This is a genomic window from Pseudomonas sp. RIT778 (assembly GCF_019718735.1).
GTDB classification, from domain to species: Bacteria; Pseudomonadota; Gammaproteobacteria; order Pseudomonadales; family Pseudomonadaceae; genus Aquipseudomonas; species Aquipseudomonas aphyarum.
The window spans coordinates 76,325-102,738 of record NZ_JAIHBA010000001.1; the positions used below are offsets into that span (position 1 = coordinate 76,325).

The 26,414-nt window shown below is 62.1% G+C and carries 26 protein-coding genes; 17 read left to right on the top strand and 9 right to left on the bottom strand.

The annotated features are described in order from the left end of the window. Positions 1-59: 59 nt before the first annotated feature. Together K5E37_RS00355 and dinG are read right to left on the bottom strand one after the other, a co-directional pair. Entirely contained in the window at positions 60-2,540 is a 2,481-nt protein-coding gene (locus K5E37_RS00355) for a beta-galactosidase (RefSeq protein WP_221532871.1), read from the bottom strand. 95 nt (positions 2,541-2,635) lie between these two features. Beyond that, positions 2,636-4,780, bottom strand: coding sequence for an ATP-dependent DNA helicase DinG (gene dinG, locus K5E37_RS00360; RefSeq protein WP_221532872.1), 2,145 nt, complete (start codon positions 4,778-4,780; stop codon positions 2,636-2,638). Positions 4,781-4,879: 99 nt separating this feature from the next. On the opposite strand from dinG, the gene K5E37_RS00365 reads away from it, so the two are divergent. Further along, positions 4,880-5,344 carry a CopD family protein gene (locus K5E37_RS00365; RefSeq protein WP_064382929.1) on the top strand — a complete coding sequence of 155 codons (465 nt, stop codon included), beginning with the start codon at positions 4,880-4,882 and terminating at the stop codon, positions 5,342-5,344. A gap of 138 nt (positions 5,345-5,482) precedes the next feature. On the opposite strand, the gene K5E37_RS00370 is transcribed toward K5E37_RS00365, so the two are convergent. From K5E37_RS00370 to K5E37_RS00385, 4 genes are all read right to left on the bottom strand, one after another. Continuing rightward, complete coding sequence (locus K5E37_RS00370; protein ID WP_007952004.1) at positions 5,483-6,241, bottom strand: hypothetical protein; 759 nt, start codon at positions 6,239-6,241, stop codon at positions 5,483-5,485. Continuing rightward, positions 6,234-6,512, bottom strand: a complete 279-nt coding sequence (locus K5E37_RS00375; RefSeq protein ID WP_039771353.1) for a DUF1145 domain-containing protein — start codon at positions 6,510-6,512, stop codon at positions 6,234-6,236. Before K5E37_RS00375 ends, K5E37_RS00370 begins: the two co-directional genes overlap by 8 nt. A 162-nt stretch (positions 6,513-6,674) precedes the next feature. Then, positions 6,675-7,397: an OmpA family protein gene (locus K5E37_RS00380; RefSeq protein WP_007952001.1), complete on the bottom strand. Its 723-nt coding sequence runs from the start codon at positions 7,395-7,397 to the stop codon at positions 6,675-6,677. A gap of 89 nt (positions 7,398-7,486) precedes the next feature. After that, positions 7,487-8,182 (bottom strand): OmpA family protein, encoded by a 696-nt coding sequence (locus K5E37_RS00385; protein WP_007951999.1) that lies wholly within the window; start codon positions 8,180-8,182, stop codon positions 7,487-7,489. Positions 8,183-8,381: 199 nt separating this feature from the next. Between K5E37_RS00385 and K5E37_RS00390 the strand changes: the two genes are divergently transcribed. The 4 genes from K5E37_RS00390 to K5E37_RS00405 are packed head-to-tail and all read left to right on the top strand — an operon-like array spanning position 8,382 to position 10,089. Continuing rightward, positions 8,382-8,879, top strand: coding sequence for a DUF6231 family protein (locus K5E37_RS00390; protein WP_011332778.1), 498 nt, complete (start codon positions 8,382-8,384; stop codon positions 8,877-8,879). Positions 8,880-8,883: 4 nt separating this feature from the next. Further along, entirely contained in the window at positions 8,884-9,360 is a 477-nt protein-coding gene (locus tag K5E37_RS00395) for a YchJ family protein (RefSeq protein WP_221532873.1), read from the top strand. Between the two features lie 31 nt (positions 9,361-9,391). Beyond that, positions 9,392-9,877 (top strand): LEA type 2 family protein, encoded by a 486-nt coding sequence (locus K5E37_RS00400; protein ID WP_007955016.1) that lies wholly within the window; start codon positions 9,392-9,394, stop codon positions 9,875-9,877. A gap of 5 nt (positions 9,878-9,882) precedes the next feature. Continuing rightward, positions 9,883-10,089 (top strand): SEC-C metal-binding domain-containing protein, encoded by a 207-nt coding sequence (locus K5E37_RS00405; RefSeq protein ID WP_007955014.1) that lies wholly within the window; start codon positions 9,883-9,885, stop codon positions 10,087-10,089. Positions 10,090-10,237: 148 nt separating this feature from the next. Here K5E37_RS00405 and K5E37_RS00410 read toward each other — a convergent pair whose 3' ends face one another. Then, positions 10,238-10,795 carry a cysteine hydrolase family protein gene (locus K5E37_RS00410; RefSeq protein WP_221532874.1) on the bottom strand — a complete coding sequence of 186 codons (558 nt, stop codon included), beginning with the start codon at positions 10,793-10,795 and terminating at the stop codon, positions 10,238-10,240. Positions 10,796-10,942: 147 nt separating this feature from the next. On the opposite strand from K5E37_RS00410, the gene K5E37_RS00415 reads away from it, so the two are divergent. The 11 genes from K5E37_RS00415 to pdeM all read left to right on the top strand — a co-directional run bounded on the left by K5E37_RS00415 (position 10,943) and on the right by pdeM (position 24,830). After that, a complete protein-coding gene (locus K5E37_RS00415; RefSeq protein ID WP_039771345.1) occupies positions 10,943-11,587 on the top strand; it encodes a glutathione binding-like protein in 645 nt (214 codons plus the stop codon). Positions 11,588-11,731: 144 nt separating this feature from the next. Further along, complete coding sequence (locus tag K5E37_RS00420; RefSeq protein ID WP_221532875.1) at positions 11,732-14,182, top strand: penicillin acylase family protein; 2,451 nt, start codon at positions 11,732-11,734, stop codon at positions 14,180-14,182. Positions 14,183-14,389: 207 nt separating this feature from the next. Then, a complete protein-coding gene (locus K5E37_RS00425; protein WP_085605341.1) occupies positions 14,390-15,424 on the top strand; it encodes a ligase-associated DNA damage response exonuclease in 1,035 nt (344 codons plus the stop codon). Further along, positions 15,421-17,109, top strand: a complete 1,689-nt coding sequence (locus K5E37_RS00430) for an ATP-dependent DNA ligase (RefSeq protein ID WP_221532876.1) — start codon at positions 15,421-15,423, stop codon at positions 17,107-17,109. Before K5E37_RS00425 ends, K5E37_RS00430 begins: the two co-directional genes overlap by 4 nt. A gap of 335 nt (positions 17,110-17,444) precedes the next feature. After that, on the top strand, positions 17,445-18,227 hold the full coding sequence (locus K5E37_RS00435; RefSeq protein ID WP_011332769.1) for a transporter substrate-binding domain-containing protein: 783 nt from the start codon (positions 17,445-17,447) through the stop codon (positions 18,225-18,227). 56 nt (positions 18,228-18,283) lie between these two features. Next, a complete protein-coding gene (locus K5E37_RS00440) occupies positions 18,284-19,012 on the top strand; it encodes an ABC transporter permease (RefSeq protein ID WP_007955000.1) in 729 nt (242 codons plus the stop codon). Continuing rightward, positions 19,009-19,719: an ABC transporter permease gene (locus tag K5E37_RS00445; protein ID WP_007954996.1), complete on the top strand. Its 711-nt coding sequence runs from the start codon at positions 19,009-19,011 to the stop codon at positions 19,717-19,719. Before K5E37_RS00440 ends, K5E37_RS00445 begins: the two co-directional genes overlap by 4 nt. A gap of 12 nt (positions 19,720-19,731) precedes the next feature. Continuing rightward, the gene (locus tag K5E37_RS00450) at positions 19,732-20,850 is read left to right on the top strand and encodes a succinylglutamate desuccinylase/aspartoacylase family protein (RefSeq protein ID WP_221532877.1); all 1,119 of its coding nucleotides are present in this window, start codon (positions 19,732-19,734) and stop codon (positions 20,848-20,850) included. Between the two features lie 13 nt (positions 20,851-20,863). Next, the gene (locus tag K5E37_RS00455; RefSeq protein WP_007954993.1) at positions 20,864-21,628 is read left to right on the top strand and encodes an ABC transporter ATP-binding protein; all 765 of its coding nucleotides are present in this window, start codon (positions 20,864-20,866) and stop codon (positions 21,626-21,628) included. Positions 21,629-21,687: 59 nt separating this feature from the next. Further along, positions 21,688-24,174, top strand: coding sequence for a ligase-associated DNA damage response DEXH box helicase (locus K5E37_RS00460; protein WP_221532878.1), 2,487 nt, complete (start codon positions 21,688-21,690; stop codon positions 24,172-24,174). Then, the gene (gene pdeM / locus K5E37_RS00465) at positions 24,174-24,830 is read left to right on the top strand and encodes a ligase-associated DNA damage response endonuclease PdeM (protein WP_085605331.1); all 657 of its coding nucleotides are present in this window, start codon (positions 24,174-24,176) and stop codon (positions 24,828-24,830) included. The genes K5E37_RS00460 and pdeM overlap by 1 nt, the downstream gene beginning before the upstream one ends. 39 nt (positions 24,831-24,869) lie before the next feature. Here the strand turns inward: pdeM and K5E37_RS00470 are convergent, their stop codons facing one another. Together K5E37_RS00470 and dcd are read right to left on the bottom strand one after the other, a co-directional pair. Further along, the gene (locus K5E37_RS00470; protein WP_085605329.1) at positions 24,870-25,079 is read right to left on the bottom strand and encodes a hypothetical protein; all 210 of its coding nucleotides are present in this window, start codon (positions 25,077-25,079) and stop codon (positions 24,870-24,872) included. A 106-nt stretch (positions 25,080-25,185) separates the two neighbouring features. Next, positions 25,186-25,752 (bottom strand): dCTP deaminase, encoded by a 567-nt coding sequence (dcd, locus tag K5E37_RS00475; RefSeq protein ID WP_007954988.1) that lies wholly within the window; start codon positions 25,750-25,752, stop codon positions 25,186-25,188. Between the two features lie 353 nt (positions 25,753-26,105). On the opposite strand from dcd, the gene K5E37_RS00480 reads away from it, so the two are divergent. Next, a complete protein-coding gene (locus K5E37_RS00480; RefSeq protein ID WP_002554837.1) occupies positions 26,106-26,315 on the top strand; it encodes a cold-shock protein in 210 nt (69 codons plus the stop codon). The last annotated feature ends 99 nt before the right edge of the window (positions 26,316-26,414 follow it).

Sequence of the window (26,414 nt, forward strand, 5' to 3'; positions counted from 1 at the left end):
CAGCCCGTGAGGGTTTTGGGAACCGCTGCGGGCCGGGCGGTCTTCAGGTTTCGTAACGATCAGTGACCGTTGCCCGAATGCCCGCCGGTGTGGCCGGCCCCCTGCCCCGGGCCTTTGCCGGCGTCTGCCTTGCGGCCGCCTTCGGCTTCGTGGCCGGTCTTGTCCGCAGCGGCAGCCGCTTTCTGCGCCTCTTTGTTCAACTGATCGACGGTCGCCAGGTTGCTCTTGCGCACGGCTTCGACAAAACCCTGGAACGGCAGATCGGTGACGCCAACCAGACCAAAGTGGCCGTTTTCGCCATCGAGCAGACGCCCGGTCACCGGTTGATCCAGATACTGGAACCAGTGCACGCCGACAATCGACGGCTCGCTAAGCGCCTGTTTGAGGAAGTTGGCGTAGGCCGGGCCGCGGTCTTCTTCCTTGCTCAACGGAGTCACGCCGCCCCAGAACGGGCCACGGTCGGTGGAGCCGAAGTTGAATTCGGTGATCAGCACCGGTTTGTCGAGGTTGCGCAGCGCGGCGAAGTCATAACCGTCCTGCGGTTGCAGGGTGTACATGTTGAAGCTCAGCACGTCGCAATACTGGGCGCAGGACGCCACGGCTTCCGGGGTGCTGGTGGCGAAACGGCCACCAAGCAGCAACTGGTTCGGCGCGTGCCATTTCAGCGAGTCGGAAATGGTCTTGAAGTAGGTGTCGGCGAACACCTTCTGGAAATATTTGAAGTCGGCCTCGATTTCCGGATGCTCCGGATTCGGCAGCGGCGCCTCGAAACCCGGGTCTTCCATCAATTCCCACGCCGGCAGATCAATGCCCCAGGCCTTCGACAGCCCCGCCTGATTGCGGTACTTGTCGCGCAACTGCTTGAGGAACGCGCGTTTGGCCGGAACGTCGGTGGTCATTTTCAAGGTGCCGTAGGCCAGCGCGTAACGGGATTTCGGATCATCACCGGGGCCAGCCCAGGCCAGTTCGTTGTCGGCGAAGTAGCCGATGAGCCACGGATCATCGCGATGATCGCGGGCGGCAATCGCCACGGCGCGTTCGGTGGCCATGGCGAAGCGCGGATCGAACGGGTCAGGCATGCCGCCCCACCAGTCGGTGCCGGTGCTGATGCTGGTGTAATCACCGACGATCGATAGCGGCAAGGTGTACGGCATGCGCTCGGCGTCACCTAGGGCAGGCGCGCTCCAGTTACCGACCGTGTTGAAGCCCCAGGCTTGCAGGCGATCGAGGGTGTGGCTGGCCCACTTTTGCTCGTCGACCGTGTTCGTGCACGGCTTCGCAACGCTTTGCCCGCTGGTGGCTGCCGACTCGGCGACCCCGGCTTTCGGCTGTTCGGAGGCGGCTACCGGTGCACTGGCGTTGGTCGCGGCTTCTTCTGCGGCGCCAGCCTTGGCGGCTTCGGCCACTCCGGCCTTGTTGCCGCTGTCCGGAATGCATGGCTCGCCATACAGACGCTGAAGGTTGGCGCCGTAGAAGTCGTACCAGCGACCGAAGTTGTAGCCACGACCCTGATCGACACCGTTGCCGCCACGGTTGTCGCCTTCGCCGAAATGGCTGGCCAGCGGCTCTCCCGGTTTTGGCAGGAATTCGAACATGTACTCGCGGCCGGCCACGTAGGTCTGGTTGACCTCCGGGCTGACGGTGTTCACACCAAGGGAATAAAACGGATGGCCCTCGGGCGTCACCAGATACCAGCGGCCGTCACGTTTTTCGGTGCGGAAGAAACCGCTGGCCTTGAACGCCGGGCCTTTGCTCCAGCCACCGAACTTGTCCAGCGAGGACTTTTCGCGCTCGGCCAGCCAGGTGTTCAGTTGTTGCTGTTCTTTGGCGGCGGCGGATTTCAGTTGTTCGTCATTGGCGACTTTTTCCGGCCACTTGCCGCGAGTCGACTGGCCGTAGGCATCCACCAGATTGCCGTAGGCGGATTTGATCACCTCGCCCTCGTCCTGCACGCCAAAGCGCTCGAGCAACAGACTTTGCGCGGCTTTCGGCTGATCCATCGACAGGCTGACCGACACCACCTGGCTGCGATCCAGCTCACCGCTGCTGCTCGCCAGCAGGATGCGCTGCCCATCGATCGTCATCGGCATCACCGGCCCGGCTTTCATGCCCTGGCTCAGTGGCGAGGTTGCGGTCAATGGCACGAGCAAGGTCTGCGCCGGGCCGGCCGGCAGATCGACGCGGCTGACCAGGGTCTTGCCGTCGTTGCTCTGGATTTGTACGTAGACGGTCACCGCCCAGTTCATCGCGCTCTGGATACGCAGGCTCATCATGCCGGACTGCGACCAGTCCCAGGCACCGGTCTGCGGTGACAGACGCAAGGTCGGGCGGGCCGTCGGGTTGAACGTCACCCGGCGCAGCACTTCGCCTTCGGGGGTCTGCTCGGCGTTGGCTTGCGGCAGGTCGGCGTTTTCGGTCGCGACCTTCACCACGTCGGCGGGGCGGACAAAGTTGAACAGGGTCTGCTGGCCGGCAGGTGCCGCCAGCAAGGGGCCAGCGAAAACCAGGGCAAAAATGGCAGGCAACGAACGACGAATCATGAGAACGGATTTCTCCCTAACGACCCGCAAGGGCCAATGGAAAAGCGATAGCAGAGAGATAGACAGCGCGGCGGGCAAAACTGCCCACCGATGTCTCAGGATATTTCACGACGGAAAGGAGGCAACGCATTGAGGATCGCCTTGCCGTAGCGCTGGGTGACCAGCCGCCGATCCAGCAAGGTGATGGTGCCGCGGTCTTCTTCGGTACGCAGCAGTCGGCCGCAGGCCTGAACCAGCTTCAGCGAGGCGTCGGGCACCGAGATCTCCATGAACGGATTGCCGCCCCGGGCTTCGATCCATTCCGACAGTGCGGCTTCGACCGGATCGTCCGGCACCGAGAACGGGATCTTGGCGATCACCACATGCTCGCAATAGGCGCCGGGCAAGTCCACGCCTTCAGCAAAACTGGCGAGGCCGAACAGCACGCTGGAATCGCCGCCATCGACCCGCGCCTTGTGCTTGTTCAGGGTTTCCTGTTTCGACAGGTTGCCTTGAATGAACACTTGCTTGCGCCAGTCGCGGTCGAGGCCGTCGAACACGTCCTGCATCTGTTTGCGCGAAGAGAACAGCACCAGACTGCCGCGCGAGCCTTCGACCAGCTCCGGCAGATCGCGGATGATCGCGGCGGTGTGGGCGGCGGCATCGCGCGGGTCGGCTTTCAGGTCCGGCACCCGCAACACACCGGCGTCGGCATGATGGAACGGGCTCGGCACCACGGCGGTGACGGCTTTTTTCGGCAGGCCGGCGCGCATGCGGAAGCGGTCGAACGTGCCGAGGGCGGTCAAGGTCGCGGAGGTGATCAGACAGCCGTAGGCCACGTTCCACAGGCTGCGACGCAGGGTTTCGGCTGCGAGGATCGGGCTGGCGTTGACCTCGATGTCGAACAGCGAACCGCTTTCGGCCAGCGTCAGCCAGCGGGCCATCGGCGGGTTGTCTTCCGGGTCTTCGGCGGTGAACGCGGTCCACAGCTCCCAGTTGCCGGAAGCACGGGACAACAGGCTGCCGAACAGCGGATACCACTCTTCGGCCTGATTGCTGGCGATGCCGATGTTGACCTCGCCGTCCATGCCTTCCTTTAGCAGGTCGGTCAGACGGGTAAACAGATCATTGAGACGGGAGAAGCCTTTTTTCAGCTCGATGCCCATCTCGCGCATGTGTTCGGGAATCACCCCACCGATGAAGCGATGACGCGGGCGCTCGCGGCCCTCGACGTCTTCGCCGGGCTTGAAATCGGCTATCTGTTCACACGCGGTGAACATGAATTGCTGCTGGGTCTTGATCTCCCGCGCCAGCTCCGGCACCTGCTCGATCAGCTTGCCGAGGTCGCCCGGCAGCGGGTGCTGGGCCAGCAGCTTGGTGAGGTTCTTGGCGGTGGTTTCCAGCCAGTCGGCGGTGGAGCGCAGACGCGTGTAATGGGCGAAGTGGCCGATGGCCTTGTCCGGCAGGTGATGACCTTCGTCGAACACATAAATGGTGTCGCGCGGATCGGGCAAGACTGCCCCGCCGCCCAGTGCCAAGTCGGCCAGCACCATATCGTGGTTGGTGACGATCACGTCGACCTTGCCCATGCCTTCGCGAGCCTTGTAGAAGGCGCACTGGCCGAAGTTCGGGCAATGACGGTTGGTGCACTGGCTGTGGTCGGTGGTCAGGCGCGCCCAGTCGGCGTCTTCCAGCGCGTTGGGCCAGCTGTCGCGGTCGCCGTCCCATTTATTGCCGGCAAGCTTCTCGATCATGCTGGTGAACAGCTTCTGGCTGGCTTCATCGACCTCGATCTTGAAGCCTTCTTCTTCGAACAGCTGCGCAGTGGCGGTCTGCGCATGGCCTTCCTGCAACAGCATGTCGAGCTTGGAAAGGCACATGTAGCGGCCACGGCCCTTGGCCAGGGCGAAGCTGAAGTTCAGCCCGCTGTTGCGCATCAGGTCGGGCAAATCCTTGTAGACGATCTGCTCTTGCAGGGCGACGGTGGCGGTGGCGATCACCAGGCGCTTGCCGGCCAGTTTGGCGGTCGGGATCGCCGCCAGGCTGTAGGCCACGGTCTTGCCGGTACCGGTGCCGGCTTCCACCGCGACAATCGCGGGGTCGCCACTGCGCCGGCCTTCGTCGTCGGTGTCGATATCCCCGAGGACCTTGGCGACTTCAGCGATCATCAGGCGCTGGCCGTAACGCGGTTTGAGGCTCTTGGCCTCTAGAAAACGCGAGTAGGCGCCCTGGATCGTGGTTTTGAGTTCAGTGCTGATCATTGAGTGTCGGGCGCAAAAAACGCTGGATAAATTTTCAGTGGTTCGGATGGGGGGCTATCATACCCCGCGAATCGATCCTGCGCAGAACGGAGTACCCCAATGACACCTTTTAGCCTCGTTTACCCCATCCATGTACTGGCCGCGCTGGTGTGGGTCGGCGGTATGTTTTTCGCCTGGATGGTGCTGCGCCCTGCGGCGATGAAGGCACTGGACGGTCCCGGACGCCTGACGCTCTGGGTGGAAGTGTTTCAAGGTTTTTTTCGTTGGGTATGGGGGGCGGTGATTCTGCTGCCGGTCACCGGGGTGGGCATGCTGCATCTGCAACACATCGCCTTCGATAACGCGCCGCGTTATGTGCAGGTGATGATGGGGTTGTATGTGGTGATGACCGCGCTGTTCATCCGGATTCAGGCGTTGATGCTGCCGGAACTGCGCACGGCGGTGCAGGCGAAGGATTGGCCGGCGGGTGCGGCAGTGCTGGGGCGGATTCGCAAAGTGGTGGGTTTCAATCTGCTGGTCGGGGTGGTGCTGGTGGCGGTGGCTGCTGCGCGACCCTCGTTCTGACGAGCGCGTTTTGCCTGATCGTTCCCACGCTCTGCGTGGGAATGCAGCCGTGACGCTCCGCGTCACTGGACGCGGAGCGTCCCTTGAGGCATTCCCACGCGGAGCGTGGGAACGATCAACGAAGGTGAGAGCAATCGGTTACAAGCGCTGTACAGTGACAGACCCCGCCGCACCCGCAGGCCCCGGCTGTCCGTCAGCCCCCGGTTTGCCGCTCTTGCCACCATCGGCGCGATAGACCAGGCAGCCCTTGGACTTGCCACCCGCCCCCGGCTTGCCGCCAGGACCGGCCGGGCCACCGGCACCGCCGGCAACTTCAACTTTGATCAGCTCGGCCGGAAACTCGCGCGGCACTTCAAGACGCACCAGCGCGCCCGGTGCACCCGGCTGGCCATCGCTGCCGTTGCTGCCATCAAAACCATGTCCCGCCTGGCCCCAGGTGCAACCCGGCTCCTGACCGTTGGCGCCATCGAGCCCGACAAAACCCGGCGCACCGGTGCCGCCACGGGCATCGACCACCAGTTTCGGCGCATTCAACGCCTTGAATTGCAGATTCAGATTGCGCCCGGCGCGGGCGGCTTTTTCGTACGTGCCCGGTGCGCCACGGGCGGTAATCTGGCTGCCTTCGGCAAGTTGAGCGCGGATGACTTTCATCTCCAGCGCCTGTTCGCTCGGCACGATGGCAATGCGCGCTTCATGGCCCAGTTGCAATTCGCCGACACTCAGTTCGGTCACGTTCGAAGGAATCAGCAAAGTGCCGTAATCGGCGACCACCAGTTTCTCCAGTTGCAGAGTGCTGGCGGTGTTCGGCAGACGCATCAGCGAGTTGGTTTCGACGCTGACCACCTGGGCGCAGGCCAGGGGACTGATGAATGCAGCGAGCAGGCAGAGTTTACGCATGGGAAGCCTCCGGAGCGGCCGGGGCCGGGATGGTTTGCAGGTGGAATACGCCGAACAACAGGATACGGCCACGATCACGCCAAGGGTGCGGACGCCCCTTGAGACTGCGGTTGCACAGCAGCACTTCGAGTACGTGGATCGCCAGCAGCAGACCGCCCGCCAGATTGACCAGCAGGTGCAGCGGATGAACAAACGGCACCAGCTGATTGGCCAGCACCACGCAGCAGAACAGCAGGGTCAACAATCGCCCCAGCCCACAGAACACCTTCATACGCTCCCCCGTGTTGCGAATTATTCTTTGGGCGCACAGTAACGGCTTCTGCAGGGGATAAGCCAGAGGGGAAAATGAAAAAAACCGGACCGCCGCCGGATGGCTGCCGGTTCGACGACGTTCATCGACCGACAGCTCTAGCCTGCGGACTACAGACTCATCCTAACGATTGATGTGCAGTTCCACCCGACGGTTCTGCGCACGCCCCTCGTCCGTGTTGTTATCGGCGACCGGTTCGCTTTCGCCGCGCCCTTCACTGGTGAGTTTGTTTGGCGCCAGGCCCTGGCTCAGCAAATACTCCGCCACGCTGCTGGCGCGACGTTCCGAAAGTGCCTGGTTGTAGGCATCCGAACCCTTGCTGTCGGTGTGGCCTATGACCTTGATGCTCACCACATCGGCATTGCGCAGTTTGTCCATCAGCGTGTCCAGCTGGCTTTTCGCGGCCGGTTTCAGATCGGACTTGTCGAAGTCGAACAGCACGTTGCCGGCATCGTTGAGGGTGATGACTTCGGTTTGCGGGGCCGGTTCGGCCGGTTTCTCGGTGACCGGGTATTGCGGCAGCGGACAGCCACGGTGGTCGACCGGGGTATTGGCCGGGGTATCGGGGCAACGGTCGCGGCGATCGAACACGCCGTCGTCGTCTTCATCGCCATCCTGGGCATAGCAGATCAATCCGCCGGTGAGGATCCCCAGCGCAGCGCCACCGCCGGCCCAGCCGCCACTTTCGAGCGCGCCGAGACCGCCGCCGACCAGTCCGCCAATAAGGCTGCAGATCGGCCAGGTACGTTGATTGAGGGGAGCGGTGCCATCGCTGTGGGTGGCGCAACCGGTCAACAGGCTGCCCAGCAGCAGAACCGGCAAGACGGACCTTGTAAGAACACTCATCGTTAAAGCTCCTGTGTCACCGGCCCATACCGGTTACACAGGAGTAAAGACCCGCATCCGCGACTGCACAAGCCGCGGATGCGAGGGGGCTAGCGGTTGATTTTGATTTCGGTACGACGGTTCAGCGCACGTCCGTCCGCAGTTTTGTTGTCTGCCACCGGCTGGCTTTCACCGGCACCGGTCACCGACACGAAGCTGCTTTGCGGTACACCGCTTTCGACCAGGTACTTGACCACCGAGTGCGCGCGGCGATCCGACAGTTTCTGGTTGTAGGCATCGCTGCCGACGCTGTCGGTGTGGCCGGTCACGGTCAGTTGTGCCGTGCTGGTTTCCTGTTTCAGGCGCGTGGCGACTTTATCCAGGACCAGTTTGTCGGCCGGGGTCAGCGTGGCCTTGTCGAACTGGAAGTGAACATCGCGGATGACAATGGTTTCTTCCTTGACCACTACAGCTTCTTCGACCACTGGCGCAGGGGCTGGTGGAGGGCAGCCGTCAGCATCGACCTGTACGCCTTTAGGCGTGCCCGGGCACTTGTCGCGACTGTCCGGCACACCATCGCCGTCTTCATCGCCATCACCGTGAACCCAGCAATAGGCTGCTGCCGTACCGCCGACGAGTAACGCGCCATACCCCGCCCATGCGGAGCTTTCGGTCGCACCGAGACCCGCACCGACGACACCACCGACTGCCGCACAGGTCGGCCAGTCGGTTTTCTGCAAACCTGCGCAACCAGTCAACACACTGGTTAGCAGAACCAAGGGTAATGCTGTCCGAACTATGCTCATCTAGTTTTCTCCTGAGGGATCGGCTTAGAACCGATTCAGGGAGTAAAGACCGGAGTTTTAATCTCCGCCAGCAATAGGCCATTGCTGTTTGTGCGCCTGTTCACGGGACTTCGACGAATTTGCCGCAAACCCGCGAGACAGAGATCTAGGCCTTGGCGTCCGGGCAGGCTAGTCTTGGCGCTCTGATTGAGGAGCTTCGATGAACGTCGCCATTTCTTCCCGCACGCCGCAGCAGGCATTGGCCGCCCTGCTCGACCGCTATGCCCCGGCACGTCTGCTGCTGATCGGCGCCAGCGAATTCCCGGCGCTGGCTGCCTTTAAGGAAGCGCACCCGGACACCTGCGTCGCGCACGCCGCGCCCGGTGCATTGCCGGCGGAACTGGCGGCCCGCCGTTTCGACCTGGCGCTGGTGGTCGATTGCCTGGAACATTTGCCCAAGCGCGACGGCCTGAATCTGTTGGGCGGGATCCGCAACCTCAACGCCAGCCGCATCGCCGTGCTGGCGGATCTGCCGGCCAGTGGCTGGCAGGAAACCGATTTTTATTCCCTGGCCCTGCAAGCCAGCGAACGCTTCGCCCGTGACGAGCAGGTGCTGACCCTGTTCACCTACGATCTGCTTGACTACAAACAAGTCCCCGACTGGCTCAACTCGCGGTTCTGGGCCAATCCGGAAAACTTCGGGAAATACTGGTGGTAATGCAATGAGTACAGCCATTTGCCCTTGCGGCAGCGGCAACCTGCTGGATGCCTGCTGCGGTCACTATCACGCCGGCCACCCGGCCCCGTGCGCCGAAGCCCTGATGCGCTCGCGCTACAGCGCCTATGTGCTGGGTCTTATCGATTATCTGGTGGCCACCACCCTGCCCGCCCAGCAAGCGGGGCTGGATCGCCAGTCGATCAGCGACTGGAGCGCCCAGAGCACCTGGCTCGGCCTGGACGTGGAAAGTTCGGAAGTGCTCGGCGGCCAGCCGGAACACGCGTTCGTCACGTTCACCGCGCGCTGGCATGACGGTCAGGGCGAGCACAGCCACCGCGAGCGCTCCTCGTTCGTGCAGAACAACGGGCGCTGGTACTTCATCGACCCGACCGTGCAACTGAAGCTGGGCCGCAACGACGCCTGCCCGTGCGCCAGCGGCCAGAAGTTCAAGAAATGCTGTGCGGGGTATTTCGGCAGCTGAAGCTAGACTGGGCAGCAAAGGGAGTTAAACCATGCTCGGTCATTGGCGCACATTCCAGGTCTTCTCACTGCTCGTGTTTCTGGGGCTCGGCGGCTGCGCGTCATGGTTTACCGACGACGCCCGCGACCCCGCCGTTCACCTGGTGAAAGTCGAAGTGGTGCGCGCCAAGTTGCTGGAACAGAAATTCATCCTGCACTTTCGCATCGACAACCCCAACGACAGCGACCTGACGGTGCGCGGCCTGGAATACCGCATACACCTGGCCGACATGTTGCTGGCCGAGGGCGAGCACGAACACTGGATCACGGTGAACCCCAAAAGCAGCGCGTTTTACAACGTGCCGATCCGTACCAACCTGTGGCCGAAGGTGAAAGAGGTGGTGAAAATGCTGAAAAACCCGCACCAGCAGATTCCCTACCGATTGGAAGGCGAGATGGAAACCGGTTTATTCATCGCTCACTACGTGCACCTGGCGCGCAATGGCGTGATAATCCCCGCCGATTTGATTACGGAGTGACCCCGATGACCCAGCAACCTCATGTCCATGGCCCAGACTGCAACCACGATCATGACCATCACCACCATGATCACGACCATGGCCATGTCCACGGCCCGAACTGCGGCCACGCTCACCAGGAACCGGTGCGCAACGCCCTGAAAGACGTTGGCCGCAACGACCCTTGCCCATGCGGCAACGGCAAGAAATTCAAGAAGTGCCACGGCGCTTGATGTTTCAGGCAATTATCTTCTTCGCCTGAGATACCGCCTTCGCGAGCAAGCCCGCTCCCACATTCGACCGTATTCCTTCTGACGGAATGCAGGCAAATGTGGGAGCGGGCTTGCTCGCGAAGGGGCCTGCCCATTCACTGGAAGCTTTTCAGCCTGCCGCCAGAATGTGCTCGGTGCCGACCACCGTCGCATACTCCCCGTGCAAGTTCCCCAGCGACATCGCATGCACCTCTTGCGCCGAACGCAACGTGCCGAAATAGTCGGCCTTGTCGAAGGTAAAGCACGCATCCTCCGCCACCCACACGTCAAACCCCAGATTGCCTGCCGTGCGCGCCGTGGACTCCACAGAGTTGTTCGTCGCCACGCCGACGATGACCAATTGCCCGATCCCCGCCTCACGCAACTTCGCCTCAAGGCCTGTCGCACAAAACGCATCCGGTACCTGTTTCTGGATCAGCCACTCGCCGTCCTGCGGCAAAAACCTTTCCTGAAAATCCACGCCTGACTGCTCGGGCCAGAACACCGAATCCGGCGAGCGCGACAGGTGCTGCACGTGGATCACCGGCCGCCCGCTGCGTCGCCAGAAACTCAGCAAATCGAGAATCCGCTCTTCGGCCGACGGATTGTTCCGCCGCCCCAGACGCGGTTCCAGAATGCCTTTTTGCTGGTCGATGATGATCAGTGCAGCGCTGGCCTTGAGTTCCATGGCGATTTTTCTCACGCGGGGTCATTGAATTTCCCGTACTTGAGCATCACCTCCTGTGACTAAGCAAGCTATCGAACGCACACAGGACAACCTGAAGCCGGCGTTTGCTGTCCGCATGTAAGCCATTTTCCTGATTTGGAGCTTTCCATGATCGACCTGTATTACTGGACCACGCCCAACGGCCACAAGATTTCCCTGTTCCTCGAAGAAGCGGGCCTGCGCTACGACGTGCACCCGATCAATATCAGCCAGGGCGAGCAGTTCCAGCCGCACTTTCTGAAAATCGCACCGAACAACCGCATCCCGGCGATCGTCGATCATGAACCGGCTGACGGCGGCGAACCGTTGTCGCTGTTCGAGTCCGGGGCGATCCTGCTGTACCTCGCGGAAAAGACCGGCAAGTTCCTGCCCAAGGATCTGCGTGGCCGCCAGGTGGCGCTGCAATGGCTGTTCTGGCAAATGGGCGGGCTGGGGCCGATGGCCGGGCAGAACCATCATTTCAGCCAGTTCGCCCCGGAAAAAATCCCCTACGCGATCAAGCGCTACATCGATGAAACCGCGCGCCTGTACGGGGTGCTGGACAAGCAACTGGCGAACAACGAGTTCGTCGCCGGCAGCGAATACAGCATCGCCGACATGGCGATCTACCCGTGGATCGTCTCGCACAAGTGGCAGAGCCAGAACCTGGAAGACTTCCCGAACGTGCAGCGCTGGTTCAACCACATCAAGGACCGCCCGGCGACCGTGAAGGCCTACGCGCTGGTGCAGAAGATCAATCCGCCGAAGTCTTGAGTCACCCGGCCTGATCGTTCCCGCGCGCGGGAACGATCAACGGGAAGAAATAACCGCTCGCCCCGCTTGCGCGGCCCCCTCCTGCTCACTAACGTAGCGGCTTTATTGCGCCCCCAGCCTCTACACCCCCGCAGGAGCTTTGCCATGGCCTCGCCAGCCCTTTCACATTTTCTTCCCCGGTTCGGCGTTGCCGCAGCAGTGGCCGGTGTTCTGAGCCTGACCGGTTGTCAGACCTGGAACGCCCAGGACACCCTCCCGCCGACCTCCGGTGTGCAGCCGCTCAAGGGCCTGGCGCAGAACGTTTCGGTACGCCGCAATGCCATGGGCATGCCGCTGATCGAAAGCAACAGTTTCCACGACGCGTTATTCGCCCTCGGTTATGTGCACGCCAGCGACCGGATCAATCAGATGGTCACCCTGCGCCTGTTGGCTCAGGGCCGTCTGGCGGAAATGTCCGGTGCGTCGATGCTCGACGCCGACCGCTACATGCGCGCCGTCAACCTGAAGAAAAGCGCCGGCGAGCTGTACAAGGCTTCGTCGCCACGGCTCAAGCGCTTCTTCGAGGTCTATGCCCGGGGCGTCAACGCCTATCTGTTCCGCTATGCCGACAAGTTGCCGGGGGACCTGGCTTCCAGCGGTTACAAGCCTGAATACTGGAAACCGGAAGATTCGGCGCTGATCTTCTGCCTGCTGAACTTCAGCCAGTCGGCCAACCTGCCGGAAGAAATCGCTTCGCTGGTGCTGGCGCAGACCGTGACCAACGACAAACTGGCGTGGCTGACCCCGTCCGCTCCCGACGAAAACCTGCCGCTGGCCGAAGCCGACAAGCTGCAAGGCATCAAGCTCAACGGGCAGATTCCGGGGCTGACGGAGCTGAGCAACGCCAGCGAACAACTGGCCGCCATCAACCTGCTGGGCACTCAGTCGTCGAACAACTGGGCCATCGCCCCGCAACGCAGCCGCAGCGGCAAGAGCCTGCTGGCCAGCGACAGCCATGGCCCGCTGGCTGCGCCGTCGCTGTGGAGTTTCGTGCAGATCCGCGCTCCGAAATACCAGGCCGCCGGCGTGACCGTGGCCGGTCTGCCGATGGTGCTCGGCGGTTTCAACGGCAAGGTGGCGTGGAGCCTGACCAGCGTGCTCGGCGATAACCAGGACCTGTTCCTGGAAAAAATCCGTCGTCAGGGCAGCACGTTGTCCTACGAGGTCAACGGCAAGTGGCAACCGGTCGCCGTGCGCAACGAAACCTACTTCGTCAAAGGCCAGCGGCCAATTCGCGAAGCGGTGTACGAAACCCGCCATGGCGCGCTGCTCAACAGCACCCAGGCTGCCACTCAGGGCGCAGGTTTGGGCCTGGCCTTGCAGACGCCGAGCTTCACCGACGACAAATCCCTCGATGCATTTTTCGATCTGAGCCGCGCCCAGAACGTTGAGCGTGCCTCGGACGCCAGCCGGGAAATCCGCGCCATCGCGCTGAATCTGGTGTTTGCCGACGCCAGCAACATTGGCTGGCAAGTTACCGGGCGGTTCCCGAACCGCCGTGAAGGTGAAGGTCTGCTGCCGTCGCCGGGCTGGGAAGGTCGCTATGACTGGGACGGTTACGCCGACCCGATGCTGCACCCGTACGATCAGGACCCGGCCCAAGGCTGGCTCGGCACCGCCAACCAGCGGGTCATCCCTCACGGCTACGGCATGCAACTGTCCAATTCCTGGGCGGCGCCGGAGCGTGGCGAGCGCCTGGCCGAACTGGCCGGCAGCGGTAAACACGACGGTCGCAGCGTGATCGCCATGCAGTACGACCAGACCACCACCTTCGCCGCCAAACTGAAGAAAATGTTCGAGGCACCGGGCATGGCGCAGCCGCTGAAACAGGCGATCGACGCACTGCCGGAAGCCGAGCGCAGCAAGGCCCGCGAGGCCTATACCCGCTTGATGGCCTTCGACGGCAAGCTCAGCCCGACTTCCGCCGATGCGGCGATCTACGAGCTGTTCCTGCAGGAAAGCATGAAGCAGATTTTCCTCGACGAGCTCGGCCCGCAAGGCAGCCCGGCGTGGAAAGCGTTTATCTCCAATGGCGATATGTCCTACGCTGCCCAGGCTGATCACTTGCTGGGCCGCGAAGACAGCCCGTTCTGGGACGACGCCCGCACCCCGCAAAAAGAAGACAAACCGACGATCCTCGCCCGTAGTCTGGCGGCAGCGATCAGCGCCGGCGACAGCCAATTGAGCGGCGACCGCCGGGCCTGGCAGTGGGGCAAACTGCACCGCTACGAGTGGAAGAATGCCAACGGCCAGACCGTTCGCGGCCCGATCGCGGCGGGCGGTGACCACACCACGCTCAACACCGCAGCGTTTGCCTGGGGTCAGGACTTCAACACCACCCGTGCGCCGTCGATGCGCTTCATTGTCGATTTCGGTCAGAGCGAACCGTTGATGGGGCAGAACGGGACGGGGCAATCCGGGAATCCGGTGAGCCCGAACTACCTGAACGGCATCGATCCGTGGCTCAAGGGCCAGTACATCGGCTTGCCGATGCAGCCGCAGAACTTTGACCGGGTGTATGGCAAGACGCGGTTGACGCTTACCCCCGGCAAATAACCCCCCATGATCGTTCCCACGTCGAGGCGTCGAACCGTCCGCGTGGGAATGCAGCCCGTGACGCTCCGCGTCACTGGACGCAGAGCGTCCCTTGAGGCATTCCCACGCAGAGCGTGGGAACGATCGTGCGACAGTTCAGAAAATCAATAGAACTTCTGACTTCGCGCCAACCTCATAGCTAACAAGTCCCTCCATTCCGGTAACGCCATGGACCTTGTTATCGCCCGCCCCGAAGGCCTCTACTGCCCCGCCGGGGATTTCTACATTGACCCGTGGCGGCCCGTCGAGCGCTCGGTGATCACCCATGCCCATGGCGATCATGCCCGTGGCGGCAACCAGCATTACCTGGCTGCCAGCGCCGGCGAAGGGATTCTGCGCGCGCGTCTGGGCGCGGACATCAACCTGCAAACCCTCGACTACGGCCAGCGCCTGACCCACCACGGCGTCACCTTAAGTTTTCATCCCGCCGGCCATGTGCTTGGCTCGGCTCAGGTGCGGCTGGAATATGGCGGCGAAGTCTGGGTCGCGTCCGGCGACTACAAGATCGAACCCGACGGCACCTGCGCGCCGTTCGAACCGGTGCGCTGCCACACCTTCATCACCGAATCGACCTTCGGCCTGCCGATCTACCGCTGGCAGCCGCAGGCGCAGGTGTTCGCCGAGATCAATCAGTGGTGGCAGGCCAACATCGAGGCCGGCAAGGCCAGCGTGCTGTTCTGCTATTCGTTCGGCAAGGCCCAGCGGATTCTCCACGGCATCGACGAAACCCTCGGGCCGATCCTCAGCCACGGAGCGGTCGAGCCACTGAACCGCGTGTACCGCGAGGCCGGCGTCTACCTGCCGCCAACCCTCTACGCCGGCGATGTGAAAAAGAACGACCCGATGATGCGCCAGGCGCTGGTCATCGCCCCGCCCTCGGCCGGCGGCAGCAGCTGGATGCGCCGTTTCGGCGATTACAGCGACAGCTTCGCCAGCGGCTGGATGCGCCTGCGCGGCACCCGCCGGCGGCGCGGGGTCGATCGCGGTTTCGTGCTTTCGGATCACGCCGACTGGCCCGGCCTGTTGTGGGCCATCGAACAGACCGGCGCCGAGCGGGTCATGGTCACCCACGGCTCGATTGGCGTGCTGGTGCGTCATCTGCGCGAAAAAGGGCTGGACGCACAAGGTTTCAACACCGAATACGGTGACGATGAAGAAGAGCTGTCCACCGCCACGCCCGCCGTTGCCGAGGTGCAACCATGAAAGACTTCGCCGGGTTGTACGCCGAACTCGACGCCACCACCTCCAGCAACGCCAAACTGGCGGCCATGCAAACCTACTTCGCCCAGGCGCAACCGCAGGATGCCGCGTGGGCGGTGTACTTTTTGTCCGGCGGGCGGCCTCGGCAACTGGTGCCGGTGCGGATCCTGCGAGAACTCGCGGTCGAGATGTCCGGGCTTTCGCCATGGCTGTTCGAGGAGAGTTATCAAGCGGTCGGCGATCTGGCGGAAACCATCTCGCTGGTGCTGCCGGAACACCCGCATACCTCCGAGGCCGGCCTCGCCGAATGGATCGAAGACAAACTGCTGCCACTGCGCGGTGAAACCCCGGAATACCTCGCCCACCAGTTGCCCGCGCTGTGGGCGCAACTGGATCGGCCGAGCCTGATGCTGTGCATCAAACTGATCACCGGCAGTTTCCGGGTCGGCGTCTCCAAACTGCTGGTGACCCGTGCCCTAGCTTCGATGGCCGGGCTGGACAGCAAACGCGTGGCGCAACGGCTGGTGGGTTACACCGACCTGTCCAACCGGCCGAACGCCGCCAGTTACCTGAAACTGATCGCCCCTGAATCCAGCGACGAGCACGCCCAGCGCGGCGGCCAGCCCTACCCGTTCTTCCTCGCCCACGCGCTGGCGCAACCGGTGGAAACCTTCGACGCACTGCTCGGGCCGGCCAGTAACTGGCAGGTGGAATGGAAGTGGGATGGCATTCGCGCGCAGGTGGTCAAGCGTGACGGAAAGCTGTGGATCTGGTCCCGGGGCGAAGAACTGGTCACCGAACGTTTTCCCGAACTCGATACGCTGGTGCACGGTTTGCCCGACGGTACGGTGATCGATGGCGAGATCGTGGTATGGAAAAACCAGCGCCCGGTCACCGAAGACGCGTTCGATCCGCAGTCGACAGAAGCCCCGGCGGTGCAACCCTTCGCGCTGTTGCAGCAGCGGATCGGCCGCAAGTCGCTGGACCGGAAAATCCTTGAAGACGCGCCGGTGGTGGTACTCGCCTACGACCTGCTCGAATGGCAGGGCGAAGACTGGCGCAACCAGCCCCAGGCCAAGCGTCGTGAGCAACTGGAGCAGGTCATCGCCCGCTGCAACAACCCGGTGCTGTTGCCTTCGCCGATCCTGACAGGTGACGACTGGTTCGACCTCGCCCGCCAGCGCGAAGCCTCCAGACGCTTGGGGGTCGAAGGCATGATGCTCAAGGCTCGGGACGCGATGTACGGCGTGGGCCGAACCAAGGACATGGGCGTGTGGTGGAAATGGAAGGTCGACCCGTTCAGCGTCGACGCGGTGCTGATCTACGCCCAGCGAGGGCATGGTCGCCGCGCCAGCCTCTACAGCGATTACACCTTTGCGGTGTGGGACGGCCCGCCCGGTTCCAGTGCGCGAGCGCTGGTGCCCTTCGCCAAGGCCTATTCCGGGCTGACCGATGCGGAAATGCGCGAAGTCGACAGCATCGTGCGCAAGACCACAGTCGAAAAATTCGGCCCGGTCAGCAGTGTGAAGCCGAGCCTGGTGTTCGAACTCGGTTTCGAAGGCATCGCCCTCTCCCGCCGGCACAAGAGCGGCATCGCCGTGCGCTTCCCGCGCATGCTGCGCTGGCGCCAGGACAAGACCGTGGACGAGGCCGACAGCCTGGCGACCTTGCAAAACCTGTTGGTCTGACTCCTTCCCCCCGATACTCCCCCCTAACCCCGATCGTTCCCAAGCTGCGCGTGGGAATGCCTCAATGGACGCTCTGCGTCCGCTTTGGGACGCGGAGCGTCCCGGGCTGCATTCTCACGCGGAGCGTGGGAACGATCCCACGAACCAACCTGGTGCAGCATTTCCGGCGCGCCCGTTTTCGTGCACTGACCGGCCCCGGCATGCACTTCCTACACCTTTTAAAACACTTGTTCGGGACTCTGGTTCGGAAATTGCTACTTTCTATAAGTCGTAAGCGCTCCAGTAACAATCATTCCGCGCCACAAGCGCTCATATTGGTTCTTAGGGATTGAATAATGAAAAAAGCATTGCTGACCCTTTCTGCACTGGCGTTGTGCATGGCCGCCGGCTCCGCGCTGGCCAAGGAATACAAAGAACTGCGGTTTGGCGTTGACCCTTCCTACGCACCGTTCGAGTCGAAAGCGGCAGACGGCAGCCTGGTTGGCTTCGACATCGATCTGGGCAACGCGATCTGCGCCGAGCTGAAGGTCAAGTGCAAATGGGTCGAAAGTGACTTCGACGGTATGATTCCGGGCCTCAAGGCCAATAAATTCGACGGTGTGATCTCGTCGATGACCGTTACCGAAGCCCGCGAAAAAGTCATCGACTTCTCCAGCGAGCTGTTCTCCGGCCCGACTGCATACGTGTCGAAAAAAGGCTCGGGGATCACCGACGACGTGGCCTCGCTGAAAGGCAAAACCGTCGGCTACGAGCAAGGCACCATCCAGGAAGCCTATGCCAAAGCCGTGCTGGACAAGGCCGGCGTGAAAACCCAGGCCTACCAGAATCAGGACCAGGTATATTCCGACCTGACTTCCGGCCGTCTCGATGCGGGCATTCAGGACATGCTGCAGGCCGAACTGGGCTTTCTGAAGTCGCCGCAAGGCGCTGATTATGAAGTCAGCAAGCCGGTCGACAACCACTTGCTGCCAGCCAAGACCGCTGTCGGTATTAAGAAAGGTAACACCGAGCTGAAAGCGCTTTTGGATAAAGGTATCAAAGCGTTACACGATGATGGCAAATACGCCGAGATTCAAAAGAAACACTTTGGCGATCTGAATCTGTACAGCGGCAAATAATGCCCCGGCGCCCATCCTCGATGGGCGCCTTTTTCATTCAGTCAGGTTGCTGATTTATGTTCGAAAACCTCTTACAAAATCTGGGGCTCTCCGCCTTCAGCCTCAAGGGTTTCGGCCCTTTGCTGTTGGAAGGCACCTGGATGACCATCAAATTGTCGGCGTTGTCGCTGCTGGTGGCCGTGTTGCTCGGCCTGCTCGGCGCCAGTGCCAAGCTGTCAAAAGTCAAACTGCTGCGCCTGCCCGCCCAGCTCTACACCACGCTGATTCGCGGGGTGCCGGACCTGGTGCTGATGCTGCTGATCTTCTACAGCCTGCAAACCTGGCTGACGACGCTCACCGATTATCTGGAATGGGAATACATCGAGATTGACCCGTTCAGCGCCGGGGTCCTGACCCTGGGCTTCATTTATGGCGCGTACTTCACTGAAACCTTTCGCGGGGCGATTCTCGCCGTACCGCGCGGTCAGGTCGAAGCTGCCACCGCCTATGGCCTCAAGCGCGGCCAGCGCTTTCGTTTCGTGGTGTTCCCGCAAATGATGCGCTTCGCCCTGCCGGGCATCGGCAACAACTGGATGGTGATGCTCAAGGCCACCGCGCTGGTTTCGATCATCGGCCTGGCCGATCTGGTCAAGGCCGCGCAGGACGCCGGCAAGAGCACCTATCAACTGTTCTACTTCCTGGTTCTCGCCGCGTTGATCTACCTGCTGATCACCAGTGCCTCGAACATCATCCTGCGCTGGCTCGAACGCCGCTACGCCGCCGGTGCCCGGGAGGCCGTACGATGATCGAACTCCTGCAGGAATACTGGAAAGCCTTCCTTTATACCGACGGCCAGAACATCACCGGGCTGGCGATGACGATGTGGCTGCTCAGCGCCTCGATCTTCTTCGGTTTCCTCGTGTCGATACCGCTGTCGATCGCCCGGGTGTCGCCGCACTTCTACATTCGCTGGCCGGTGCAGTTCTACACCTACCTGTTCCGTGGCACGCCGCTCTATATCCAGTTGCTGATCTGCTACACCGGGATCTACAGCCTGGCCGCCGTGCGCGCGCAACCGGTGCTCGACAGTTTCTTTCGCGATGCGATGAACTGCACGATCCTGGCCTTCGCCCTCAACACCTGCGCCTACACCACGGAGATTTTCGCCGGGGCCATCCGCAGCATGAACCACGGCGAAGTCGAAGCGGCCAAGGCCTACGGCCTGACCGGCTGGAAGCTGTATGCCTACGTGATCATGCCGTCGGCGCTGCGCCGTTCGTTGCCGTACTACAGCAACGAAGTGATCCTGATGCTGCACTCGACCACCGTGGCTTTCACCGCGACCATCCCCGACATCCTGAAAGTCGCGCGGGACGCCAACTCGGCGACCTTCCTGACCTTCCAGTCGTTCGGCATCGCCGCGCTGATCTACCTGACCATCACCTTTGCGCTGGTCGGCCTGTTCCGCCTTGCCGAACGCCGATGGCTGGCCTTCCTCGGCCCGACCCACTAGGACCCTTTTGAGATGCGCCACCAGATACACGACCTGCTGGCCCCGCTGCCGGGGACCGCACGACAGATCCACAGTTTTCACTTCGGCCCGGACAAGGCCCAGGGCAAGATTTACATCCAGTCCTCGCTGCATGCCGACGAACTGCCCGGCATGCTCGTGGCCTGGCACCTCAAGCAGCGTCTGGCGGAGCTGGAAGCCGCCGGGCGCCTGCGCAGCGAAATCGTGCTGGTGCCGGTGGCCAACCCGGTCGGCCTCGAACAGGTGCTGATGGACGTGCCGCTGGGCCGCTACGAGCTGGAGAGCGGACAGAACTTCAACCGCTGGTTCGTCGACCTCAGCGAAGAAATCGGCAACGAAATCGAAGCGCAACTAAACGATGACCCGCAGCGCAACCTCGAACTGATCCGGTCCAGCCTGCGCAACGCCCTCGCCCGCCACACCGCCACGACCCAACTGCAATCCCAGCGCCTGACCCTGCAACGACTGGCCTGCGATGCGGACATGGTGCTCGACCTGCATTGCGATTTCGAATCCGTGGTTCACCTCTACACCACGCCCGAGGCCTGGCCGCAGGTCGAGCCGCTGGCGCGCTATATCGAATCCCAGGCGAGCCTGTTGGCCACCGACTCCGGCGGCCAGTCGTTCGACGAGTGCTTCACCCTGCTGTGGTGGCAATTGAAGGAGCGCTTCGGCGAACACTTCGAGATTCCGCTGGGCAGTTTCTCGGTCACCGTCGAATTGCGTGGCCAGGGAGATGTCACCCATCCGCTGGCCAGTCGCGATTGCCAGGCGCTGATCGATTACCTGATCCATTTCGGCGCTATCGTCGGTGAGCCCAAAGCCTTGCCGGCGCTGCCACATCCCGCCACACCGCTGGCCGGCGTGGAACCGGTAGCCACTCCCGTCGGCGGCCTGCTGGTCTACAGCGCCACACCCGGACAGTGGCTGGAAGCCGGGCAGAAAATCGCCGAAATCATCGACCCGATCAGCGACCGGGTCACACCAGTCCATTGCACCGCTTCCGGTCTGCTCTATGCCCGCTCGCTGCGGCGCATGGCCACCGCCGGTATGGTGATCGCCCACGTCGCGGGCGCCGAAGCCTATCGCAGCGGCTATCTACTTTCGCCTTGAGGATGCCTGTCCCATGTACAAATTGACCGTTGAAGGCCTGCACAAAAGCTATGGCGACCATCAGGTGCTCAAAGGCGTCTCGCTCAAGGCCAAGACCGGCGACGTGATCAGCCTGATCGGCGCCAGCGGCTCGGGCAAAAGCACCTTCTTGCGCTGCATCAACTTTCTCGAACAACCCAACGACGGCGCAATGAGCCTCGATGGCCAGGCGATCCGCATGGTCACCGACCGCCACGGCATGCACGTCGCCGACGCCGATGAACTGCAACGCCTGCGCACCCGGCTGGCGATGGTGTTCCAGCACTTCAACCTGTGGAGCCACATGACCGTGCTGGAAAACATCACCATGGCCCCGCGCCGGGTGCTGGGTTGCAGCAAACAGGAAGCCGACGACCGCGCCCGGCGTTATCTGGAAAAGGTCGGTCTGCCGGCACGAGTGGCGGATCAGTACCCGGCGTTTCTCTCCGGTGGTCAGCAGCAACGGGTGGCGATTGCCCGGGCATTGGCGATGGAGCCGGAAGTCATGCTGTTCGATGAACCGACTTCGGCGCTGGACCCGGAGCTGGTCGGCGAAGTGCTCAAGGTGATTCAGGGCCTGGCCGAAGAAGGCCGGACCATGATCATGGTCACCCATGAAATGAGCTTTGCGCGCAAGGTCTCGAGCCAGGTGCTGTTCCTGCATCAGGGGCTGGTGGAAGAAGAAGGCGCGCCCGAAGAAGTGCTGGGCAATCCGAAAAGCGAACGCCTGAAGCAATTCCTCAGCGGCAATCTCAAGTAAAACTATTGCCCGGCCGGCGCGGTCACTGAAGGAACACCTTCAGAGCACACGTCGCCGGCATGGGCACTTCCACCGACTTCGCCAAACACTGGTTCAGCGCCCGCGACTGGAAGCCGTTCGCCTTTCAGAAGCAGGTGTGGGCGGCGGTCAAACGTGGCGAATCCGGCCTGCTGCACGCCAGCACCGGCGCCGGTAAAACCTACGCGGTGTGGTTTGCCGCGCTCAATCGCTTTGCCCGCTCCGGGCCTGTTGCTGCAACCACTCGCAAACGCCCACCACCCGCCGAACCGCTGACCGTCTTGTGGATCACGCCGATGCGGGCGCTGGCCGCCGACACTGCGCGCGCCCTGCAAACGCCGCTGGACGATCTGCAGATTCCCTGGAGCGTCGGCCTGCGCACCGGCGACACCGGCAGCAGCGAGCGAGCCCGCCAGAACCGACGCCTGCCGACCACGCTGATTACCACCCCGGAGAGCCTGACCCTGATGCTCGCCCGCGCGGACGCGCAAACGGCGCTGTCGACATTGCGCATGGTCGTGGTGGATGAATGGCACGAATTGCTCGGCAACAAACGTGGCGTGCAATTGCAACTGGCCCTCGCCCGGTTGCGCCGCTGGCATCCGGGGCTGATCGTCTGGGGCGTTTCCGCGACGCTGGGCAATCAGTCCCACGCCGAACAGGTGCTGATCCCACAAGGTGGCGGCATCAGTATTCAGGGACAAAGCGAAAAGTCGCTCAAGGTCGACACCCTGCTCCCGCCGGCGATAGAACGCTTTCCTTGGGCCGGGCACATCGGTCTGAAAATGTTGCCGCAGGTCGTTGCCGAACTGGACGTCTGCGCCAGCAGCCTGGTGTTCACCAACACCCGGGCGCAATCGGAAATCTGGTATCAGGCGTTGCTGGAAGCGCGGCCGGACTGGGCCGGGTTGATCGCGCTACACCACAGTTCGCTGTCCCGCGACACTCGCGACTGGGTCGAGCAAGCGCTGAAGAATGGTCAACTCAAAGCCGTGGTCTGCACTTCAAGTCTGGATCTGGGGGTGGATTTCCTGCCGGTTGAGCGGGTGCTGCAAATCGGTTCGGCCAAAGGCGTGGCGCGCCTGATGCAGCGTGCCGGACGCTCGGGCCATGCGCCCGGCAGAACGTCGCGGGTCACCCTGGTGCCGACACACAGCCTGGAACTGATCGAAGCCGCGGCCGCTCGCGATGCCGTGGCGCAGCGGCGGATCGAACCTCGACTGTCACCGCACAAACCGCTGGATGTGCTGGTGCAGCATCTGGTCAGCATGGCCCTGGGCGGTGGCTTTGTTCCCGATGAGCTGTACGAAGAAGTCCGTGGTGCCTGGGCCTATCGTGACCTGACGCTCGCGGACTGGGCCTGGGCGCTGGCTTTCGTACGTCACGGCGGGATGTCGCTGACGGCGTACCCGGATTACCGCCGGGTCGAGCCGGATGAGCACGGGATCTGGCGCGTCCCCGATGCCCGCCTGGCGCGCCGCCATCGCATGAGCATCGGCACCATCGTCAGCGATGCCGCGATCCATTTGAAGTTCTGGAGCAAGGGCGGGGGCGGCAAACAACTGGGCAGCGTTGAAGAAGGCTTTATCGCCCGCCTCAAGCCCGGCGATGGCTTCCTGTTCGCCGGGCGCTTGCTGGAACTGGTGCGGGTGGAAAACATGACCGCCTACGTCAAACGCAGCACGGCGAAAAAAGCCGCCGTGCCGCGCTGGAATGGTGGACGCATGCCGCTCTCCAATGAATTGGCCGAAGCGGTGGTCACCCGATTCAGCGCGGTGGCACACGGCGAATTTGTCGGCCCGGAAATACAGGCGTTGCGACCATTGCTGGAAACGCAGATGCGCTGGTCGGGCCTGCCGACCGTCAACAATCTGCTGGCCGAAGTGCTGAAATCCCGCGAAGGCTGGCACCTTTTCCTCTACCCGTTTGCCGGACGTCAGGTGCATCTGGGGCTGGCCAGCCTGCTGGCGTGGCGGGTCAGCCAGCGCCTGCCTGTGACTTTCTCGATTGCGGTCAACGATTACGGACTGGAATTGCTCAGCGCTACGCCCGTTGACTGGTCTGTGCAACTGGATGATGCCCTGCTCAGCCCCGAGGATTTATTGAGGGATGTGCTGGCCAGCCTCAACGCGGGGGAGCTGGCGCTGCGGCGCTTTCGGGAAATCGCGCGGATTGCCGGACTGGTGTTTGCCGGTTACCCCGGCGCGCCGAAAAGCACCCGTCAGGTGCAGGCCTCCAGCGGGCTGTTCTTCGAAGTGTTCAAACAATACGACGCCGACAACCTGCTACTGGCGCAGGCCGGGGAAGAAGTACTACGAGAAGAACTGGATATTCGTCGACTGGAACAGACACTGGAGCGAATCAACCGGATGAAACTGAACCTGCACCTGATCAAACGTCCTACACCGCTCGGGTTTCCATTGCTGGTGGAACGCATGCGCGAAAGCATGAGCTCGGAAAAACTCGCCGACCGGATCCGCCGAATGGTCGGCGATCTGGAGAAAACCGCTGACAAGGGCCAATCCTGATGAACACGCCCTACCCCGTGCGTCTGGCAGGCGAAGACCTCTGGTTGCTGCCGGAAAAGGCGCTGTACTGGCCGGCGCAACAGGCGCTGCTGATTGCCGATGTGCATTTCGGCAAGGCTGCCGCTTATCGGCGCCTGGGGCAGCCGGTGCCGCAGGGCACGACAGCGAGCAACATCGCCGTGATCGAGCAGTTGCTGGCGAAACTGCCGTGTCGGCAACTGATCTTTCTTGGGGACTTTCTGCACGGGCCGGGTTCGCATGCCCCGGGCACTTTGAGTGTTTTGGCTGAGTGGCGCTCACGCTATGCCGATCTGCCGATCACGCTGATTCGCGGTAATCACGATAAACGTGCCGGTGATCCGCCGCAGTCGCTGAACATTCGGGTGGTGCCGGAGCCGATGCTGCTGGGGCCCTTCGCGTTGCAGCACGAACCCGATCCGCACGCTGAACGCCACGTGCTTGCTGGCCACGTCCACCCGGTCTATCGGTTGAACGGCAAGGGACGTCAGCGTTTGCGTCTGGCGTGTTTCAGACTGGGAGAACGCATCAGCCTGCTGCCGGCGTTCGGGGCCTTCACCGGCGGTTATCCGGTGGAGAAGGAAGACAGCTGTCGGATCTTTGTCATCGGCGACAACGAAATATGGCCCGTCGGCTGAAGCCCTGTTCAGGATTCCGCCGACGGGCCATGCATTCAATCAAGCGACGGGCGCAGGTGGCGGTTTGTCCGGCAACGTAGGCTCGCCGGGCTCGGTCGGTTCTTCGTTGGGGGTATCGGGATCGGGCTGGTGAGGAATTCCGCCAGCCATGGCGATGGGCGGGTGTGCCAACAAGGACCAGGCCAATACGCCAATCTGATTGGGCTCGAGCCTTGCCAGTTCGGCAGTGATTTGCGGATCGATCTTCATGGAGCACTCCTCGGCGAAGGCCCGTCCCGCTGTTCGCGAAACGGGCAGTACACCCCATAGAGTGTCTACCCGCCGAAGAATTCCCGGTAACTGCCGGATGGACGGATCAGGTGCGAGGCAGGGTCACGCCACGCTGGCCCTGGTACTTGCCCGCACGATCCTTGTAGGAGACTTCGCATTCCTCGTCGGATTCGAGGAACAGCATCTGCGCCACGCCTTCGTTGGCGTAGATCTTCGCCGGCAGGTTGGTGGTGTTCGAGAACTCCAGGGTCACCTGGCCTTCCCACTCGGGCTCGAGCGGGGTGACGTTGACGATGATGCCGCAGCGAGCGTAGGTGCTCTTGCCCAGGCAGATGGTCAGGACATTGCGTGGAATACGGAAGTATTCAACGGTCGTGGCCAGGGCGAAGGAGTTCGGCGGAATGATGCAGACGTCGCTGTGGACGTCGACGAAGCTGCCGGCGTCGAAGTTCTTCGGATCGACGATGGCCGAATTGATGTTGGTGAACACCTTGAAATGATTGGTGCAACGCACATCGTAGCCATAGCTCGACACACCGTAGGAGATCACACGGCTGTCGTCGCTGCCACGTACCTGACGCTCGACGAACGGCTCGATCATGCCGTGTTCCTGCGCCATGCGGCGAATCCACTTGTCCGATTTGATGCTCATGGCGGGTGTCCTGAATAGCGAGGTGGAAAAAATCTGTCCGGCATCTTACCGGGCGCGCCGCCGGGTTCAAAGTCCGGGCTGCAAATCTCGCCGAACGTGCAGGAATTACGCGGCCTGGCGACGAACCGTCACACCGCCGATCCCTAAAACAGAGAAACCTTCGCAAGAAGCATTGGCACGTTCCGGAAAAAGGGTTAAGGTGGCGCCACTGTGCTGCTTGTGTCACTGAGAATCTCTACACGATATGTTGAATTTCGATCCAACCATCTACAAGAATTTTTCCTGCTCTTTGCACTCAGTCTCGGCCAGGGTTCTTCCTGAGTCGCAGTTATCTTTGTTCAAGGAGTTACACCATGTCTAATCGCCAAACCGGTACCGTTAAGTGGTTCAACGATGAAAAAGGCTTCGGCTTCATCACTCCACAATCCGGTGACGACCTGTTCGTTCACTTCAAAGCTATCCAATCCGACGGCTTCAAAAGCCTGAAAGAAGGCCAACAGGTTTCTTTCATCGCTACCCGCGGTCAGAAAGGCATGCAAGCTGAAGAAGTACAAGTTATCTAACTTGTAGCTTCTTTAGTAAAAGGCCCCGCCCTCAAAAGCGGGGCTTTTTTGTGGGCGTCTGTTTTTCCGGGCACAAAAAAAGATCGCAGCCTGCGAAGG